This window comes from Arthrobacter sp. 35W (assembly GCF_000482545.1).
Taxonomy (GTDB): Bacteria; Actinomycetota; Actinomycetes; order Actinomycetales; family Micrococcaceae; genus Specibacter.
Window position 1 is genome coordinate 999,817 of sequence record NZ_KI519454.1, and the last position, 17,474, is coordinate 1,017,290.

At 61.3% G+C, this 17,474-nt stretch carries 13 protein-coding genes; 4 read left to right on the forward strand and 9 right to left on the reverse strand.

The features are described 5' to 3' along the window. The 3 genes from K254_RS0104315 to K254_RS0104325 form a co-directional block, all read right to left on the reverse strand. Positions 1–834, reverse strand: a complete 834-nt coding sequence (locus tag K254_RS0104315) for a carbohydrate ABC transporter permease (RefSeq protein ID WP_026554335.1) — start codon at positions 832–834, stop codon at positions 1–3. Next, positions 831–1,772 (reverse strand): carbohydrate ABC transporter permease, encoded by a 942-nt coding sequence (locus K254_RS0104320; protein WP_196810864.1) that lies wholly within the window; start codon positions 1,770–1,772, stop codon positions 831–833. The genes K254_RS0104315 and K254_RS0104320 overlap by 4 nt, the downstream gene beginning before the upstream one ends. A gap of 82 nt (positions 1,773–1,854) precedes the next feature. Beyond that, positions 1,855–3,207 (reverse strand): ABC transporter substrate-binding protein, encoded by a 1,353-nt coding sequence (locus K254_RS0104325; protein ID WP_026554337.1) that lies wholly within the window; start codon positions 3,205–3,207, stop codon positions 1,855–1,857. Between the two features lie 339 nt (positions 3,208–3,546). Here K254_RS0104325 and K254_RS21705 point away from each other — a divergent pair, with 339 nt between their 5' ends. Then, positions 3,547–3,996, forward strand: a complete 450-nt coding sequence (locus K254_RS21705; protein WP_051388802.1) for a secondary thiamine-phosphate synthase enzyme YjbQ — start codon at positions 3,547–3,549, stop codon at positions 3,994–3,996. Between the two features lie 75 nt (positions 3,997–4,071). Here the strand turns inward: K254_RS21705 and K254_RS0104335 are convergent, their stop codons facing one another. Next, positions 4,072–4,596 carry a hypothetical protein gene (locus K254_RS0104335; protein ID WP_026554338.1) on the reverse strand — a complete coding sequence of 175 codons (525 nt, stop codon included), beginning with the start codon at positions 4,594–4,596 and terminating at the stop codon, positions 4,072–4,074. Positions 4,597–4,617: 21 nt separating this feature from the next. After that, positions 4,618–8,175: a MobF family relaxase gene (gene mobF / locus K254_RS21710; protein WP_051388806.1), complete on the reverse strand. Its 3,558-nt coding sequence runs from the start codon at positions 8,173–8,175 to the stop codon at positions 4,618–4,620. Between the two features lie 83 nt (positions 8,176–8,258). Between mobF and K254_RS0104345 the strand changes: the two genes are divergently transcribed. The 3 genes from K254_RS0104345 (at position 8,259) to K254_RS0104355 (ending at position 13,434) form a co-directional block, all read left to right on the forward strand. Beyond that, on the forward strand, positions 8,259–8,552 hold the full coding sequence (locus K254_RS0104345) for a hypothetical protein (protein WP_026554339.1): 294 nt from the start codon (positions 8,259–8,261) through the stop codon (positions 8,550–8,552). A gap of 591 nt (positions 8,553–9,143) precedes the next feature. Further along, the gene (locus K254_RS0104350; RefSeq protein WP_026554340.1) at positions 9,144–12,269 is read left to right on the forward strand and encodes a hypothetical protein; all 3,126 of its coding nucleotides are present in this window, start codon (positions 9,144–9,146) and stop codon (positions 12,267–12,269) included. Continuing rightward, on the forward strand, positions 12,256–13,434 hold the full coding sequence (locus K254_RS0104355) for a hypothetical protein (RefSeq protein ID WP_026554341.1): 1,179 nt from the start codon (positions 12,256–12,258) through the stop codon (positions 13,432–13,434). Before K254_RS0104350 ends, K254_RS0104355 begins: the two co-directional genes overlap by 14 nt. A 213-nt stretch (positions 13,435–13,647) precedes the next feature. On the opposite strand, the gene K254_RS21715 is transcribed toward K254_RS0104355, so the two are convergent. The 4 genes from K254_RS21715 to K254_RS0104375 all read right to left on the reverse strand — a co-directional run bounded on the left by K254_RS21715 (position 13,648) and on the right by K254_RS0104375 (position 17,155). Beyond that, entirely contained in the window at positions 13,648–14,700 is a 1,053-nt protein-coding gene (locus K254_RS21715) for a DUF4192 domain-containing protein (protein WP_051388807.1), read from the reverse strand. 102 nt (positions 14,701–14,802) lie between these two features. Next, positions 14,803–15,786, reverse strand: a complete 984-nt coding sequence (locus tag K254_RS0104365) for an MAB_1171c family putative transporter (RefSeq protein WP_026554342.1) — start codon at positions 15,784–15,786, stop codon at positions 14,803–14,805. Further along, positions 15,786–16,220 carry a hypothetical protein gene (locus tag K254_RS24735; RefSeq protein WP_155848448.1) on the reverse strand — a complete coding sequence of 145 codons (435 nt, stop codon included), beginning with the start codon at positions 16,218–16,220 and terminating at the stop codon, positions 15,786–15,788. Before K254_RS24735 ends, K254_RS0104365 begins: the two co-directional genes overlap by 1 nt. Before the next feature lie 50 nt (positions 16,221–16,270). Beyond that, a complete protein-coding gene (locus tag K254_RS0104375; protein ID WP_035748983.1) occupies positions 16,271–17,155 on the reverse strand; it encodes an oxygenase MpaB family protein in 885 nt (294 codons plus the stop codon). Positions 17,156–17,474: the final 319 nt, after the last annotated feature.

A 17,474-nucleotide genomic window follows, 5' to 3' on the forward strand; every position in this document is an offset into this window, starting at 1 on the left:
CTAGCCCTTCACCGAACCGCTGGCCAGCCCGTCCACGACGTAGCGCTGCAGGGCGATGAAAACGATGAGCACGGGGATGATCAGAATCATGGCACCGGCCATCATGACGCCGAGGTCCGTGCTGAACGTGCCGTTCATGGACAGGAAGCCCAGTGTGAGCGTTTTCGTGTCGCTGTTCTGGAGGAATGTGGAGGTGATTAGGAATTCGTTCCAGGCATTGAGACCGACGATGACCCCGACGGTGATCAGTCCGGGCCGCACCACAGGGAACAGGATGTGGCGGATGAGTTGAAATGTGTTCACGCCGTCGACGAATGCCGCTTCCTCCAGCTCGGCCGGGACGTTGAGGAAGAACGTGCGCATCATGAAGACACCGAAGGGCATGTTGATGGCGGCCAGCACGACGCCGACGGCCGGGACGTTGTCCAGCAGTCCCAGCTGTGCGAACCCCGAGTACAGGGGGAAAAGGAACAGCTGGATGGGCACCGTCATGGCCATGGTGAAATACACCATGATGAGGGGCCAGGTACGGACCTTCTTGCCCGCCAGGACATAACCGGCCAGCGATGACAAGACGAGGACAATGGCGACGGTAGTCGCGGTCAGCACCAGGCTGTTGAAGAAGCCCAACCCAAAGTTGCCGTAGGACCAGGCATCGATGAAGTTCTGGACATTGAACCCAGTCGGCAGTGACAGCGGGTCCTTGGTGACATCGGCACTGTCTTTGATGCTGTTGATCCCCACCAGGACCAGTGGCACCAGTGCGATGAGGGCGAAGATGGCCAGGACGATGTGTCCGGCGATGGCACTGAATGTGCGCGAGCCAATGTTCATTTCGTGAGGTCCCTTCGGCTGAGCCAGGTGTAGATGAAGGAGGCGACGAGACCGAAGAAGCTCATGATCAGGCCGACAGCGGCCGCCTTGCCGAACTGGAAGCTGGAGAAGGCAAAGGCGTAGGCGTAGGTGCCCATCACTTCACTGGAGTGCGCCGGTCCGCCCTGTGTCAGGAGGTAGACGTAGTCGAATGCTAGGAACGAGAAGATCACGATCATGACGCCCATGAGCAGCAGTGTGGCGCGGATGTTTGGCAGGTAGACATGGCGGAAGATCTGGAAGGCGTTGGCACCCTCGACCATTGCCGCTTCGACTTGTTCGATGGGCGTCTGCCGCATGGCGCCGAGGTAGATGACCGTCAGGAAGCCCCAGTAGTGCCACATGTCGACGCCGGCGACGGCGAAGATGGACATGTCAAGGTTTGCCAGCGGTGGCTCGATGCCGATTCCGCGATCACGCAGGTATCCGACGACGCCGCCGTGGGGGTTGTAGATGATGCTCAACCAGACCATGGCGTTGACCACCGGGGCCAAGACATACGGCATCAGGTAGATCACTTGGTAGAGGGTTCGAGTTCTCTTTCGGCGGAGCAACAGTGACGCGGTCAGCAGACCAAGTGCCACGGGGATCGTCAGGAAGAGCAGGACCCACTTGATGTTGTTTCCCAATGCCGTGAAGAAGGTTGGGTCGGCAAAAATGTCCGTGAAGTTGGACATTCCCACGAAGTTTGCGCTAAAGCCGAGGCCGTCCCAGTCCGTGAAGGAAGCCACGGCTGTCAGCACGCCAGGGACGACAACTACGACCACCGAGAGCAGCAGTGCCGGGGCCAGGAGCAAGTAATTGATGATGGTGCGGCGCTGGTGGAATGACTTCCGGGATCGCGCACCCGGCGGGTTTTGGAGTGCCGCCGCGCTTGGTGTCTTGAGTGAAAGAGTCACAGTTGAACCGTCTTATCTTGGGTTCGCCTGCTGGGTGTGGCGGTGGGATGCCGTCCCACCCAGCAGGCTAGGGGTTATGTCGCTACTTCGGCTCCGGCACGGGTGGGACCAAGCCTTTGGCCTTTTCCTCGGCGAACGTCTTGTCAACAGTCTTGAGGAAGTCAGTGGTTGAGGTCTTGCCGAGCCAGACGCTGTCGATGTCATCGAAAGCGGTGGCCGTTGCCGGAGGGAAGAACGTGCCGGCAAAGAAGCCGTAGTGTCCTTCGTTGACTCCGGCGATCATGTCTTTCATGGCCTGGACATAGGGCTTGGACAGGCCCGTGAATTCATCCGGGGCAGCGTCAAACTTCTTCAGTGGCACGGCCCAATAGCCGGGCCAGGTCTTGGTCATGTCGGTGGAGAAGCTTTCGGTCATCATGAAGTCGATCACCGCGGCAGCGCCGTCCTTGTTCTTGGAGGCGTTGTTGATCGACAGCGACGCCGTCGAACCCAGCGTGAAATTCGGCGAGGCCAGTGATTCATCAATGTTGGGGAAAGGCATGAAACCAAGGTCGTTGGTGTTGCCGTTCTTGTCATTGAAGGAGTCCGTGGCGAACTGGAAGGCGAGGCTGGGGCCGAACATGAACGGTGCCTTGCCCTGGGAGAGCAGTTGCATGGATTCCACGAAGTTGAGGTTGGAGTAGTCTTTCCCGGCCAGATAGCCCTTCTGGTAAAAGTCCTTGGAAGCATCGATGGCCGCCGCAATTTTCGGGTCGGTCCAGGAGGTGGTGCCTTGCAGGGCATCGTAGACCGTCTTGCCGCCTGCCGCGTGGGTCAGGAACAGGGATGCATAGTTCTCATTGACCGGTTTCCAGCCCTTGTTTCCCGTCACGGAGGCATACAGGCCTGCGGCCTGCGCCTTGTCCATGGCAGCGTTGAGTTCCGCCGTAGTCGTTGGAATGCCGACGCCCAGCTTGTCCAGAACCGCCTTATTGTAAAAGACGCCGATGTTGTTGAGTGAATTCGGCAGCGAGTAGAGCTTTCCGTCCACCGTCCCGGACTCGTACATAGGGTCCAGGATTCGGTCCTTCCAGTCATACTTGTCCGAATACGGTGTCATGTCCGCAAGCTTCCCCTTGGCCACGTAGGCCGCGGCGAACGCGGGCCCGGAACCGTAGACGACGTCTGGGCCGCGGTTGGCCGCCAGCGCGACATCGATGTTCTTGTCGACTGCATTGTCGAAGGTCACCTTGAGCTGGTATTTGTCCTGTGACTTGTTGAAGCCGTCAACCAGGACTTGCTGCATCTCTTTCTGATGAGCCGGGGGAGCCCCCCAGAACCACATCTCGATTTGCTGCTTTCCGCCGGCGGACGGTGTTTGTCCGCCACACGCCGAGAGGAGCAAGGCGGCCGCAACGGCGCCAGCCGCAAGGGCCTTGTTTTTGAAGATACGCATTACACATCCTTCTGGGACGTACGCCGCACGTGTTGGGAACCACGTGTTCCTTGCTGCTCCCACGTGGGGAAGGCCAAGGAAGTGAAGCGATCTAGTCTCCGTTGTCGAGTCTTCCGAGTCGTCTGAGCATCGGATAAGACCAGTTGTATTGATATCCATACCTTATGGCGTTGCTCACATGATGTCAACAGGATTGTCGCAACCTGGCGCCCACTGGTCATCAAAGATATGGTTATTATGATGTCAATACCTATCGCGGTTGTTGCCAAATTGGATACGGCCGATGGATCGCTGCAACACCATCTGCGCCTGTGGCGCGCCCCTTCGAAAGGACCTTTCATGTCGACCAAAGCCCCCGGTTCCTGGGACAGCTTCACCCTTAACACCCGCCCCGCCGAGGGATTCCCGGCACCCACCGGCTACACGGACCTCACTCCTGCCCTGCGCGAAAAGATCCCAGCAGGGATGGGTGACGGGCAACTGCACGTCTTCATCCCGCACACCACCTGCACGCTGATCTTCAACAGCGGCGTCGACGGCACCACCCTGGCCGACATCCGCCTGTTCATTGAGAGCCAGATCCCGGTGGACCGGCCCTTCGTCCACCTCCACGACGGCCCGCAGGATGCCGCCGCGCACGTCAGGCTCGTTTTCGGCACCAACTCGCTCTCCGTGCCCGTCATCGATGGCCAGCTCGCCATCGGCCACAGCCAGGGCATCTACCTGCTCGAACTCGACGGACCCCGCGACCGGACCATCCACCACGCCGTCAGCACCGTCGGCCTGTAGCTTGGCGGTGTGGGGCGCGCTGGAGCTTGTCTGGCATCGGGTGCTTCGGCCGTAAGATCTACCCCTATGGGTCGATCATTCCAAAGCGGCCGGCGCCATGGCACGGCAGTCACTGGCATGAATCCAGTACGTCCTAGGCCACGGTTGCCCGATCTTTACCTGGCCGGGGTCTGGGCAGATCAGCAGGACTGAGCCAGGCCAATAGGACATTGGTCCTGCTTCAAGCCAGGCCGGCTGCACATATCCGAACTTGTTCCACCTGATGGTGGCCCATGCCCCGGTTGGCTGAACCTCGTCGATGCTGAGGATGGTGACTTCGGTGGTTGTTCCGCTGGCCTCCTTGGCCGCTTTCAGGTGGTGCCATTGACGTTGCGCGTTGTTCCGCCAACGGCGACTCCGCTGAACCTTCGAGGTCCACCGCAGGCCGAGCAGCAGGCTCAAGGTCAAGAGGACGAGTGTGAGCACGACGAGCCAAAGCTGCGCTGGCCAAGTTGCGACGATGGCGGCAGCTGCGAGGGCCAGGGACAAGCCAAGGACGACGCTCGCCACGACGAGGGGCGTCGAAACTACTGGCGGTCTGATCATCGGGTTCTCGAGCATGGTGCACCTTTCGACGTCAGTCTAAAGACGCAGGCCGACGGAAACCATGGGCTCCTGTGAAGCAGGTCCATCGAGCTGAGCAGTAGCCGGCTTCGAATTCGGGTCGCGATGAGCCGCCATGCGCTCGATTTCTCGTTCCAGTGCACCTCGGTGCGTGGCCCGTTCCCACTCGTAGCCGGCGGTGGGTCCGCCAAGTGGAGCTTCATCGGAGCGGATTCCCCATCGATCTCGGTAGATGGCAACTTGGCTCACGAGAGCGGCCAAATCTCCGGGGGATAGTCCCTGGCCGACGCTCTGCTCAAGTTCACGCTTCCATTCAGGATCATCGATCATGGCAGCTTGCTCTACCAAAGAGTTTCGACGCATGACCCGCCGGCGTACTTGCTGAATCATGTCCGCAAGGTCGCCGCGCCCGGTGTGGATTTCTTCGGCCAGAGACTCCAAGGGGTCCAGAAGGGCTTCAGTGCCGATTTGGCGAAGTCGCGCATGTACGATGGCCATCTCGTCCCGAGCGCCACCAGGGTGGCGCAGCACGTCTTCCAGTGCCCGTACGGCCGTGGCGGGATCGGATGCCTTGGCTCGGCGCCAGGCAGCAACCCCAGCACCCCACGACGGCGACTGCTCAAGGCGCGGAACGGCGTCGGGCACCACCTTGGTGATGGCAGATATGAGGTCTTCGGCAGCAGCCAGCTGGGCGAGGTAGTCGTACTCGGCGGCGAGCTTCTGGAGATTGTCTCCGTTGGTCAGCTCCGCTTGCTGAACCTCGTGCGCCGTCCTTTCCGCACCTTCAGCCGCAAGGACCTCGCCGATGATCTGTGTCCAGTCGGCGTGGGATTGGGCTGTCAGTGGCTCGTCCGACAGCGGGTTGGTTTCACAGATGTACGCCGCGTTGCTGCTCCGGCCGCGGGTCATGCCGACATAGAAGAGTTCGCGGGTGAGGCACCCTTGCGTGATGACGGTGTGGCTGGTGTCGACCGTGATTCCCTGAGAGCGGTGTGCCGTGGTGGCGTAGCCAAGCTCAGCGGACGCCACGAGGTAGCTGGCTGGCAGGGTCACCGTAGTGCCGGCATCCAGACGTCGTCCGGTGGCGGATCCGTCGCGGCGGGGGAGTTGCGTGATCTCGATCAGGGTTCCATTGCGCAGGAAGTCGCCGTGGCTGTCGGTCAGCGAGCGGTTGTTCTTGCGCGCGATGATGGTGTCGCCTTGGCCAGCCCGTAGGCCATCACTGAGCTCGACGGTGTGCTCGGCGTCGACAAGGCCGGCGGCGACCTTGTCCGCGTGGGCTCGTTCATTGAGGATGGCAACAGTGTCGTTGTCCGGGGCGATCAGGATGGACGACAGGCTTGCCTTCGTGTCAGCGGCCCAGCCCTGGTAGGCGCCGTCGATCATGGCGGCGAACTCTCCATGAAGGATGCGGCCATGGGCGTTGTACATCTCGACACCTTCGAAGTCGCCGGTCCGCAGTTTCAGCGATGCCGCACCTTCCCAGTCGTGGGTGAAGCGGCGGATGCTGGTCAGCTCAACAGCCTTGTCAGAACGGTGTAGCCAGCCCAACATGCCGCCGGCATCGATGGCGTCCAATTGGGCGGGGTCTCCAACCAGTAGGAGCTTCGCGTCAGCGTCGCTTACCTGGTGGACGAGGGCGGCAAGCTGAACCGTGGAAACCATCGAGGCCTCGTCAACGATGACCAGCTGGTTGGGCTTGAACTGCCATTGTGCCTGCTGCATGGCCAACCCTGTCAGGTACTGGGCCGTCCGCAGCCGCGCTCGGGGAGAGGTCGCCTGGGCAGTTTCCAAATCAAGGAACCGTTCGGCCCGTGCTGCGGCCCCCTGCCCGACCGTCTCGTATAGCCACTTGGCCACGTTCTCGGCTGCGACGCCCAGCTGCCGGGTTAGGACCTCGGCACTGGCGGCCGCCGGCGCCAGTCCGACGACGCTGCCCTCGCCATGCGCTTGTTCCCAGGCCAACTTGATGGCGGCCATGGTGGTGGTCTTGCCGGATCCGGCGGGGCCGACGACGGCGTCGAGCCGGTTCCCGCCAGTCAGGACCGCCAGCGCAGCGGCCCACTGGTCAGACGCGAGACCGTAGCCGGCGGGGTGTCTGTAGCTGGTGAGTTGCTCCGCAGCGGAGGCCGACGGCGTGGCCGGTGCACCGCCGTCGTTCCTGGCGTCCATGATGAGTTGCTCGTTGGCAAGGATGCCGGCGTCGGAGTAGAGGCGAGCACCATGGAAGTCGAAGGCGCTGCGCCCGGCAAAGGCGAGGTCGGCGGCCGCGTCGAGGGGGAGACTGTAGCGGTAGGTGTTGAGCGGGATGGACTGGGCCTCAGCGGAAGCCGTGACGACGTCGATCATGCGGCGGCGGTCGGCGGGGGAGGAACAGCGGATGTCACCGCAGACGCGTTCGGCCTCGGCCAGGAGGTTCCAGCGGTTCCAAGTGGCACGGCGGAGGGCGACGCCTTCGCGGGTCAAGGTGGCAGCGGCGTCTATCCACGCCGTCGTGAGATCTGCGCCTGAGACCGGGCGTCGATGGGAACGGCTAATGGTGTCAGAGACGACGGATCTGGGCTCGAATCCCTGGGCCCGGGCACGACGGCGCCAGGTCTCGGCCAGCTTCGACAGCGGTTTGGGAGTTTCGTCCTTGGGAGTGCGCGTGGACAGCGTTGCCTGTTGGCGGAGCTTGACGACGGTGGTGGCGCTGGGCTTCCGGCCGTGCTCAGTGGCCCATGCAGTGACGAGCCGATCGGTCTCGACATCGATGAGGCGGGACCGATTGGAAAACTCGCGGATGAGGGCGGTGTTGATCCCCGCCAGTTCATGGCTGGGATTGTGCAGTTTCGACGTCGGAATCCGAAACTCAGCATCCGTGCCAATGCTGCGCTGCAGCTCATCGAAGAGCAAACCGTTGTAGTGCTCGCTGGCGGCAACCACCGCCTTGTACATGGTGCGCGAGTCGAGTGTGGCCCAGGCACCATCCGTGCTGCGCTGGACGCGGTTGGCGATGACCAGATGTGTATGGAGCTGAGGGTCCCCAGCTCGCGACTCCCAGTGGTCGAAGGAGGCGGCGATTGCGCCCTTCGTGCCGAGGTGCGCGACGCCATTGCGCCCCGCCCGTGTGTGGAGGGCCGACTCTTCGAGCCAGAGCAGGGTTGTTGCGATTGCCGCGTGATGGGCAGAGAGTATCTGCTGTTGAACGTCCTTGGGGGCGAGCGCCCACAGGACCGATACCGACTTCGGGACACTGAACGTCAGGTCGAAGCCGGCGACTGCATGGCGCTGCTGCTCCTCCCCGTTCCTGTGGGCGATCGTGGTTCGACCATGCTCGCGGCCAAGCTGAGCTGCCGTGCCGGGGTGCTGGGCGTGACTGAAGACTGCAGAGGCGTCCGCCATCGCCACCATGTCCAAGGGCTGGCGACTGATCCCCGCGAGCCCGCTGCCAAGCCACCGGCCGGACGGGGTCCCGGCCTTGACGTAGTAGGTGGTGGCATCAGCGACCGGCTTCATAAGGTCGTCCTGCATGGTGGTCTTCATCAGGTACTTCACGCCGGAGTCAGCTGTCAGCCTGGCAATGGAGATGGTCATGCCGACTGCCTCTGCCGTTGAGCGGTAGGAGCAGTCCAACCCCGGCGATGGAACGTGGCAACTGTTTGCTCATCGAATAGGTAGTGAGAGTTCCTATTCGCGAGGACCAGCCGACTGGCAAGAAGCATAAGATCCTGGCGGTCTTCGTGTTGGATCTGCCGAAGACGGGCGTAGTCACGATTGACTTCAGCAATCTGCGCTCGCAGCTCACTCTGCTCCGCGTAGAGACGATCGCATTCCGAGGCAAGCGTCCGAAGCTCCTGCTGGAGACGACCGATGAGGCGCTCGCGGTCTGCAACCTCCGTCCGGCGCCGTTCATCAGCGGCCCTTTGAAACCTTCCAAGCTCGGCATCAAACTGTGCCTTGGCCGGGGATAGTTGAACATTGCCGCGGTCATCCTCCTGCCGTGGTGCAGCAAGCGAGGCGATTGACGTCGTGGCCGCCCGGCGTTGGCGCCGTCGTCGATCCCGTTGCCGATTGCCGCACGTTGTTGAGCAGAATTGCTGGTCTCTACGAAGCGGCTCAAAGTTGTTGCCGCACTCACGGCATGGTCGTGTGTTCACAACCATTCATCGGGTTGAAGGTGGGCCGCAGCATGATTCAGCGTGAGCCTAGTTCCCACGGTTTTGGCCTTGGATGCCAGAGGTGTGAAGGATTTTTGGGCGGTTTGGGACCTGAGGTCTTGAGACTGTCTGGCGCCGTCTGAAGAACGATGGGCATCGGCAATGGTGGGGCCATGTTCGTCGCTGGCCAGTGGGGGTCGCATCTATCACTTCATTGCCCTGTACTCGTATGTTTCTTGTGTTGGATCTGTCTACAGCACGATGACGCTCACGGAGGCGGAGCTCGAGGCGCCTCATTCTGGGGGAACCACTTCTCGAGGTGGTTCATGTGAGGCGCGTGGCGAAGGCGATTCGGGCCTGGGCAACGAGATAATGGATGCGACCCCACGATGGGAGAGGAGCAAGATGGACACCGCGCCGCAGCTTGTGCAGCAGATACTATTCAGTCTCGACCGTCTTGGTGACACCAACAGTCACCATGAGTACGAGAAAATCTGCTTCGCATTTGCGCGTCGCCGAATCAGCATCAACCTGTTGCCGGCGACAGGACCAGTGAGCGCCGGCGGGGATCAGGGGCGTGACGGCGAGAGCTTCTGGTCCAACCTCGCGAACGAGCTTCCCGGTACCTCTGTACATGCAGCCACAGTTTCAGCGGAACGGGTGGTCCTGGCGTGCACAATCCAGAAGGCTGACGTTCCTACAAAGATACGCTCGGACCTGGCTAGCATCACGGGCAAAGGAACACCCGTCGCGCGCATTTTGTACTTCACAGTGGCATCCATCCCAGTTGCCAAACGGCACGAGCTCATCGCGGTAGCCAAAGCGAATCATGGTGTTGATCTTGAGATCTTTGATGGACTCGCTCTTGCGGAACACCTAGCCGATCCAGACCTCTTCTGGATCGCGGCAGAGTACTTGAAGCTTCCGTCCTCCTTGGCGCCCGAGAGATTCGGACAAGACGAAGCCCTCCCCGGCTGGTATGTCCGGGATCGGGATTATTGGCGTGCACGAACGAATCCTGGGCGGACGATGGGTGACTTCGTTAGCCTCCGAGACGTGCTCCGCCATTCGACATTTCGCGACGAGGCGCGAGGTGACCTCGGCGACTGGATCGCTAAGATGCGCGAGATTCTCGCGCACGAGGGTGTGCGGGATGTACAGATGCGTGCCCGCTACGAAGTCGCTGTCGCCACACTCCGCGGGACCGGGACTTTGCAAGCAGCTGACACACTCTTCCGAGAGTTTTTTCAGATCATTACCGAGGTCGAGGACGACCTTCCTCTTCTTGAAGACGCAGTAGTCCTGCTCCAGTACGGCTACGGGGCTCGACTCCGCGGAAACACCGACATCGCGATGGCCGTTCTGGACGGCTACTACCAGGCGCTCCGTTGTCATATCGGCTCAATGTTGGCCAACAGACCCTACCCCAACGCGAAAGCTCTGCTTCTCGCGATCGACGCTCGACTAGCGTTCTTCCCCGAGTATCCGACGAATATCCCGGACCGCATCGAGGGGCTGATCGATCCCCGTGAGAGTGTCCGTTTGGTTCTGGATGCCTACGAGGCTGGTGAGGCTGTTCCTGCCAAGGAAGCAGCAATACCTCTCAGAGACCTCGATGGAGGCTTTGCCTCGATTGACGAGCTATTGGCCGAGCTGCCGTCTGCTCCCGTGTTCCCCGTTGAGTCTACGGCCGACTTGTTTGACATGCTTGCGCTCTCATTGGCCTCTCATCCTGCGTATGTACGCGTTCGTGACGGTCTTGACGAGGCGGTGGCGCGTGTAAGTGGTGATACCAGCAGAGCGGAACGTGCACATGCGCGCGCGATCACATTCACTAAGTCTGGTCAGCTGCTCCGCGCGCTGGGGGAGGTGCACGACGCGAAAATCGGATGGTGGCACGGCGATACCATCCAGGACAGTATCCCGATGATGCTACTCGCTGCTTCAATCTACGAAAATCTCGGTCTGTTCTTCGCTGCGAAGCTCCACGCCTATGCCGCAGTCGTAGCCGCAACCAGCGCCCAGCAGACAGGCGCTCTCCACTTTGTCCCGCAAGCAATCGCAGTCGCTGCGATCAATGATTACAAGGCCGGCAACTGGTGTACGGCATCGCGGCTCCTGCACGTCACGCTACTTGCCCAAAACGCATACTCGGAAGACCCCGCAAACTTTGACCGGCACCAGTATCTCGCGGATCTGCTTCAGCGCCAGGCGTTCGCCCTTCACATTGCTCACAATCTGGCGCCTGCGTACGAGACGGACATGCGGACGACGGCTCAGAAGATGGGCACAGCCGACCTGACAGACAAGCTTGCTGATCAGATCAGCGGAGGCGTGGGACGGACGATCGAGGAAGTCGTTGCCGCGTTGGATCAGCAAGGTCTGGGGCGCCCATTCGCTGATGCCGGGACGACACGTGAGATCCAATGGTCCGCATTCGGAACGATCTGGACCGTGCGAAGCCGAAATAACCGCAACAGCACACTCGCGGCCGAACGACTGATCTCTGCGTTGCAGATCATTCAAGCCGAACTCGCCTTCTCGGACGCCGTCTGGATCCCCTCCGAGGTTCGCATCGAAGTGAGGCTGGACGGAGACCACAGGGCACCCGGAACTGGCGTCCTGGAACGCGTCCAAGATGCGGAGGGGAGCCGTTGGCTCGTGCACCTAACACCGGGCGATAGGGTACAGGAAGAAGACGCCTTGACCGATCTTGTCACCGATGCCTCCCTGCTCCTACTCGACGCTTCCTTGCTCAGCCGCGAGCAGTTTCTCGAGCTCGTCAAGGACGCGTTCGTGAAGGGTCTCTGGCACAAGCTCTCTGGAGGGCGTCCCTACGATGAAGCTGCGGGCTTCCTTAGTGAGGAAGATTACGAAGCCATGAGGTTGCTTCCTCCTGCGCCTCTCGGGGCACAAGTGCCGCGAGAGGCGCACTTCGAGCATCCGGAACTACAACCGAGAACCGGCATTTCTGCCGTATACAACCATGACGCGGCAATCGAGAACCTTGGGCGTCGCTACGACCGGATGATGCCGATCGCACGTCTGACCATCCCTCGACTCGTGTCGAACCAAGCTTCATCAGCGGTGCTTCGCCAGCTTCGAGAGGAAGGATGGCTTGACTGGCAATTGATTATGGCGATCACCAACATTATCGGAAATGCGCGCCCCGGGTGGGAAGGACTGCGCATCACTATTGGCAGTCCGCCAGTTGATCGCGAACGCGCCAACACGCTGATGCGAAGGGAGGAACTTGAGGCTGATCCTCAGTTGGGACCTGAGGCTTTTACGCGCGAAAAGCTCCTAGTCGCGCTGAAATTCACCGTACTACTTGTGCTGCCTTCGTATGGGCTGCACCTGAACACCCCGAATCCGGAAGCGACCGCCATCCTCGGCATCCTTCGCGATCGGTTCAACTTTGGTGTCGACGACATTGAGCACGTCGATCTGCTCGCTTCACCGCAGGACCAAACCGAGTCGTCCGTACACGCTCCTGCCGATGACGAAGGAGTAGCCGTTGGAGATTCTTGATCCTGCCACGCTCGCTGAGCGGTCTGACGGCTTCGATTATGGGTACTGGATGAAATGTTCGTGCGGTGGCTCTTCATTTCTCGCTGCGCATGACTACTTTGCCCAGATGGACCAGGCCCGCATGACCTGCGAGCGGTGCGGTGCGCGTATTCATTTCGGCCCAGCCGTAGCTGCACTTCGCGACCGATGCGATCCCGTCCTTCAAGATGGCACCGTCGCAAGCCTTGCTTGGTACCACACCAGCACTTCGCCTGATTGGCCGTCCCCAGATTATTCCAGCCGGTTCGCTGAAGCGCTGCAATGGGATGGTCGTCTCGTAGGCGTTAACCGTGAGCAGCATATTCTCGAAGAGACGACCAGGGCGCTGCATATCGGCACGTACGAGACCGCGATCGAAAACATGCTGCGCCGCATGAACCATGAGGGCGACGGTGGCGCTCAATTCTATCTCTACCGTGTGCTTCGCCGCAGTGGACCACTACGGATCAATCCCGGATACCGCGATGAGAACCACGAAGTCGCGGCGCACATCAGAATCCGCTACCTTGATGCCCACGGACTCGACGCGGTTCGATACCTCAACGTTCATGAGGCAATGGGCGTACTCTCGCTCGCAGTGCGCCCGGAAGTAATCGCGGCGGTGCAGAGCATCGAAATTCCTCTCCGTGACCTGGCACAGCCGATCGCAACCGAGTCCTTCTCGGAAGATGTGGCCAAGTTGGAATCCTTGAAGCGGGATTGGATGGCTGCTGAGGCTCAAATCGCTTCCATTGGCCGAGGCTCGCGGCGACTGATGCAGCTCGGTGCTCGTCCTGACCCAGGCGGACTCACGAAGCGCGCAGCTAACCTGGAACGTCGCCATCAAGAGCTTTGGCGTGACTTCGAAGAGGCTCTTGGAAAGCGATTCTTGACGAAGGCGTCGCTGATCATCAAGCAGGAATTCACGGAGGCGCTAGCGAGCTGGAGGAGCGCTAGTCCCAGCGCCAGCATGCATCTGTTTGTCGAACGCTATGCGGCGATGGCCAGTCTTCTGGAACGACCAGAAGAAGTTCGAGAGTCGATCAGGAATACGGAGTGGCGAGCCGTGCATCAGCCGACCACTCGGACTGTGGAAAGCGAAGTCGATTCGAGTGTGCCCTCGAGCAGGGCCAGTTCCGTACGGTGAGGGTCGGGCCGTCTCGACGGAGTACTACACGGCTAGTTACGCGTGGATGAGTCCGCCTAGTCTAGACGAGTCAACAATGACCGCCGACGGTCGAACCTGCCAGCCGGCAATTGGAGCCCTTACTGAGCAAGCGGGAACTGCGAAGTCTTGGCTGCGGAGTGCGTGTGACGGCACATTTCGGCGAGTAGCTAGTTTCGCTGGCGCCTGTATTGGCTAGGCCATTCCCATCCCCTCAATCTGCGGTCCACGAGCTGCCGGCGGCTGGTAGGCGGCCTGCTTGTTGGTGGCCCAGCAGGCGACGATGCCGGCGCTGACCATCCGGTCGCTGAGCTGGGCGAGCCGGTAGTCGGGGTCAGCCTCCAGAGCGTGGTGGAAACACTGGTGGGCCCGAGTTCCTTTGCCCTCCCACCATTGGATGATGCCCAGACTGGTGAGGACGGGTGCGGCGTCTGCACCGTCGGCCCGGGTGTAGAGGTGGAGCAGCAGCTCTTCGGCCCGGTCGACGCGGTTCCATTGAGGCGACCGTTTGGTCTCTGCCAGGAGCAGCTCGCCGATGGGTGCGTCAATGCCGGGGATGTCGGCCAACAGACGGTCGCGGACGCTGACGAACTTGAAGTCCGCGAGCAGCTCGGCGGCTTCTTCATCGGTGGGCAATGCCGTCGACTCAAGCAGGCTTCCCCACAAGGACCGTGCCCTGGTGGTGGCCGCCGCCGGAGACATCGCTTCGATTGCGGAGCAGTGGCGGGAGACTCCGTCTGAGACGTCATGGAGTTCAAGCACGGGAAAGCGGAAGTCGCTGTTGGCCTGGATACTGGACCCGCGGAAGACCAGTTCGGCATTGAGCTGGCTCCCCTGCAGCTGGGTGATCGGGTGGACCGTGCGGAAGTCCTTGGCCAGATAGCTGGTGAACGAGCTCGGGCCGATATACCAGCCATCGCGGACAGGAATGTTGTGGCCCGACAGTACTTCGGTCAACTGCTGGATGACGGGTTCGAAGGGGCGGTCCTGCCCCGGCGGCCATGGTATGGCGCTGAAAATGCCGAAGACCACCCCCGTGGCCTCACGGTCATTGGTGATGTAGGTGGCCACGACGTCCACAAAGGCTGTGGTGTCCGTAGTCGCATTGGGGAGGTCCACGCGGAGCGTTGAGCCGATGCGCCGGCCATCCAGGGTGACGCACACAAGGCTCTCGGTGGGCCAGTAGCCGAGGCTGTGGCCCATGAGACTGATGAAGTCATCCGGGGTTCTGATGCTGAGTCGCTCCACAATTCCTCCCGACCGTGAACGGACATCGAAGTGATGCTCGTGCTACCGGTTCATGGGCCGACGGGAGGATTACGGCGTGACCTGGTTCGACTTCGTCGGCGGTCAACGACCGCGGCTGAGGGCCTTCTCGGCACGTTCAAGGAGCGCCTGGTCGGTGGTGCTGAGCGTGAGGGTTCCGCCGGAGGCCATCTCGCCGTCGCGGATCTCGATGACCCGCCGGTGCAACCGCTGTCCGGAGTGGCCCTTCAGCGGAGCCACCACATTCATCAATGATGTTTCCAGAATCAGGACATTCCGCCCAGTCGTGGTTTGCAGCCAGAGTGGCCTGAGCTGGGCAAGAAGAACGCGTTGCTTGAGATCCACCAAGACCCTCTGCATAGGGCGTTCGAGGCGGGGGATCAGGAGCCCGACACCGATGAGCACGACGGCGAGAGTCTCGCCGATCCAATAGAGGGAATCGAGTGCGACGGCGGATGGGCTGCCGGGGATTCGACGTGGGCTGAGCACTGCGTAGAGGATTCGATCAACAATGGTGAGGCCCGCTGCCACGCAGCCGAATCCGATGAGGAGGAAACCGGCCCGATAGATGGGCGAGTGAAGGTTGGCGAGGTTGCGCAGGCAGATCCGGGCGGCATCGACGGTGACCCAGATCAAGAAGGCTGAGCCGGTCCAAAGGAAGAGGGCCATCCCCGACTGGCTGGCGTAGGCAAGCTGGAGGTTCCTATCCGTGGGCCCAGGATCGCTGACCGCGAAGCCTGCAACAGCAATCGCTGTCGTCGCCAGCACTGCACCACGGCCGACGGCGAGCTGTTGCCGTCGTCGTCCTTCATCCGGTTGGACGGCGATGAGGACGGCGCTGCGGAACTGCCAAAAGCCGACCAACAGGGCCACAAGGGTCAGTGCCTTGGTCCAGTTGCGCCCGCCCAACAGCGGATCAACAGCGAGGTAGACGGCGGGGACGTAGAGCGTGCAGGCGGTGGCGGCGAACAGGGCGGCGCGGAACACGCTCCCACGGCGCGGGTCCAGACCGCTGCGAAGGCGGGCAGCGGCAAGGATCCAGAGGATGGCTGCCGCCACGATGTCCATCAGCCGAAGACTTCCCCGAAGGCGAGGTGCTCCGACTTGTCCGACAGCGGCGTGCCGCGCATGATGCGGGCGGCGATCCGGTCTGCGAGGGCCTCGGCTGTTCTCTCGGCGTCATTGTGGAAGCTGCTGCGGCGGAGCACATGAAGCACCAGGGCTGGATCGAGGTCCGGCATCAGTTGCTCGCTAAGGCCGGAGTTGGTGGCGTCGATGTCGTGGCGGAGGATCATGTGGCTGAGTTCGTGCAGGATGATCTGCTGGCGGTGCAGGGCTGAGCGCACCGGTGCGTGGAGGATGAGGTCCCTGTCCGGGAGGACCAGCCAGAGGCCGCACACGTCGACGCCGGTGAGTCCACTCAGCTCGGTTATCGTGATGGGGCGGTTCCTGGATTGCTCGACTGATTCCTGGACGTTCTCCAGAGTGAGCCGTGCGGGCAAGTTCAACTGCTTGTCTGCCTGATGGGCGACCCTGTGGGCTTCCCGGATTCTCATGGCTGACCGGCGCCGGTGGGACCCATGACATTGGCTGGGCCGATGTCGTTCAAGGCGTAGCCGTGCGGGTAGACGGTGGTTCCGGACTTACCGGGGGAGAACCGTGCTTCTGTGGCCAGCGGTCGCCGTCGCTGGATCAAGTTTCTGGCTGACAATGCAGAGTTGAGTATGGTATTGGACCATCTGGTGCTGCGGGGGAGTCCCAGCGCCTCGGTGAGACGGTCGTCGTCGAACATGCTGCTGAGGATGTGTCGGGTGAGTGGACGCACGGGACGTGGGAGCCTGCCCTCAAGGATCTGGACGGTGGAGTCCATGAGACGCAAGCCTGCCGGGCTGCTGCCAATATGTGTGGCTTCGTAGTCGTCGAAAATTGCGGCGGCCTCGGCGAAGGTGGTGGGCAGATTGAGTAAGTGCATGCGCTGGCCGAGCTCGAAGAAGAATCTGGTGGCAGCCTGCACCTCGATGTCGGTGGGTTGGCGCCAACCATGGCGTTGGGTCCAGCGAATCGGGACGACCAGAAGCGTCAGTAGAACGTAGCGGAAGTCTTCCGGGGTGCCGGGGACGAATCGGTGGACCCGGTTGAGGAGCGTGACCATTTCCTGCCCGCGGTCGCTGTCCAGGCCGCTGGCGATGAGTTCGTAGATCACGATCGCCGTGTCGTAGGAGCGTTTGGTTGGGCGGTCCAGGATTTCTCCGTTGCCAGCCAGAGTCTCGGCGATCGAGGGGATCGCGAAGTTGCGGTAGTAGGAGAGGAAGTTGCCCAGCTCCATGTCCTTGGCGAGGTCGAAGAGGACCATCTGGCGAAAGGTGCGCTCCCAATCGTCCGGGTCCGCATCCTTCTGCCGGGTCAGACTGTCTTGAAGCGTTTGGTGCAAGTTCATGATTGAGACCGTCCACTGTCTGGTGGTTCGTCCGACCGTGGAGCCTGACAGGAAACATCGTAGGCTCCGTGGCTCCCTTTGGCCATACGTCGCAGACGGGTCTACGTCTTGCAAGCGGCCGATGCCGAACCTACATGTGTGGCTACAACGTATGGCAGATAGACGACGGGCCTGACTCCCGCTGGAGCCACCCGACTTGAAGATTCCTTGCCGTTAGCGGTCCTTCTGTGTTGTCTCGGCATCTTTTAGACCCTGTCTATCCATGCACTAAGTTTGACTATGGAGTGCTATATTCCGTTGGCTCGAATGACATGGGGAG

What these genes read in the sequence shown, in the direction of transcription:
- K254_RS0104365 (WP_026554342.1), bottom strand. Translation starts at nt 15,786, where the DNA reads ATGGACATCGTGGCGGCAGCCATCCTCTGGATCCTTGCCGCTGCCCGC.
- K254_RS0104335 (WP_026554338.1), bottom strand. Translation starts at nt 4,596, where the DNA reads ATGCTCGAGAACCCGATGATCAGACCGCCAGTAGTTTCGACGCCCCTC.
- K254_RS21705 (WP_051388802.1), top strand. Translation starts at nt 3,547, where the DNA reads ATGTCGACCAAAGCCCCCGGTTCCTGGGACAGCTTCACCCTTAACACC.
- K254_RS0104350 (WP_026554340.1), top strand. Translation starts at nt 9,144, where the DNA reads ATGGACACCGCGCCGCAGCTTGTGCAGCAGATACTATTCAGTCTCGAC.
- K254_RS0104375 (WP_035748983.1), bottom strand. Translation starts at nt 17,155, where the DNA reads ATGAACTTGCACCAAACGCTTCAAGACAGTCTGACCCGGCAGAAGGAT.
- K254_RS0104315 (WP_026554335.1), bottom strand. Translation starts at nt 834, where the DNA reads ATGAACATTGGCTCGCGCACATTCAGTGCCATCGCCGGACACATCGTC.
- mobF (WP_051388806.1), bottom strand. Translation starts at nt 8,175, where the DNA reads ATGACCATCTCCATTGCCAGGCTGACAGCTGACTCCGGCGTGAAGTAC.
- K254_RS0104325 (WP_026554337.1), bottom strand. Translation starts at nt 3,207, where the DNA reads ATGCGTATCTTCAAAAACAAGGCCCTTGCGGCTGGCGCCGTTGCGGCC.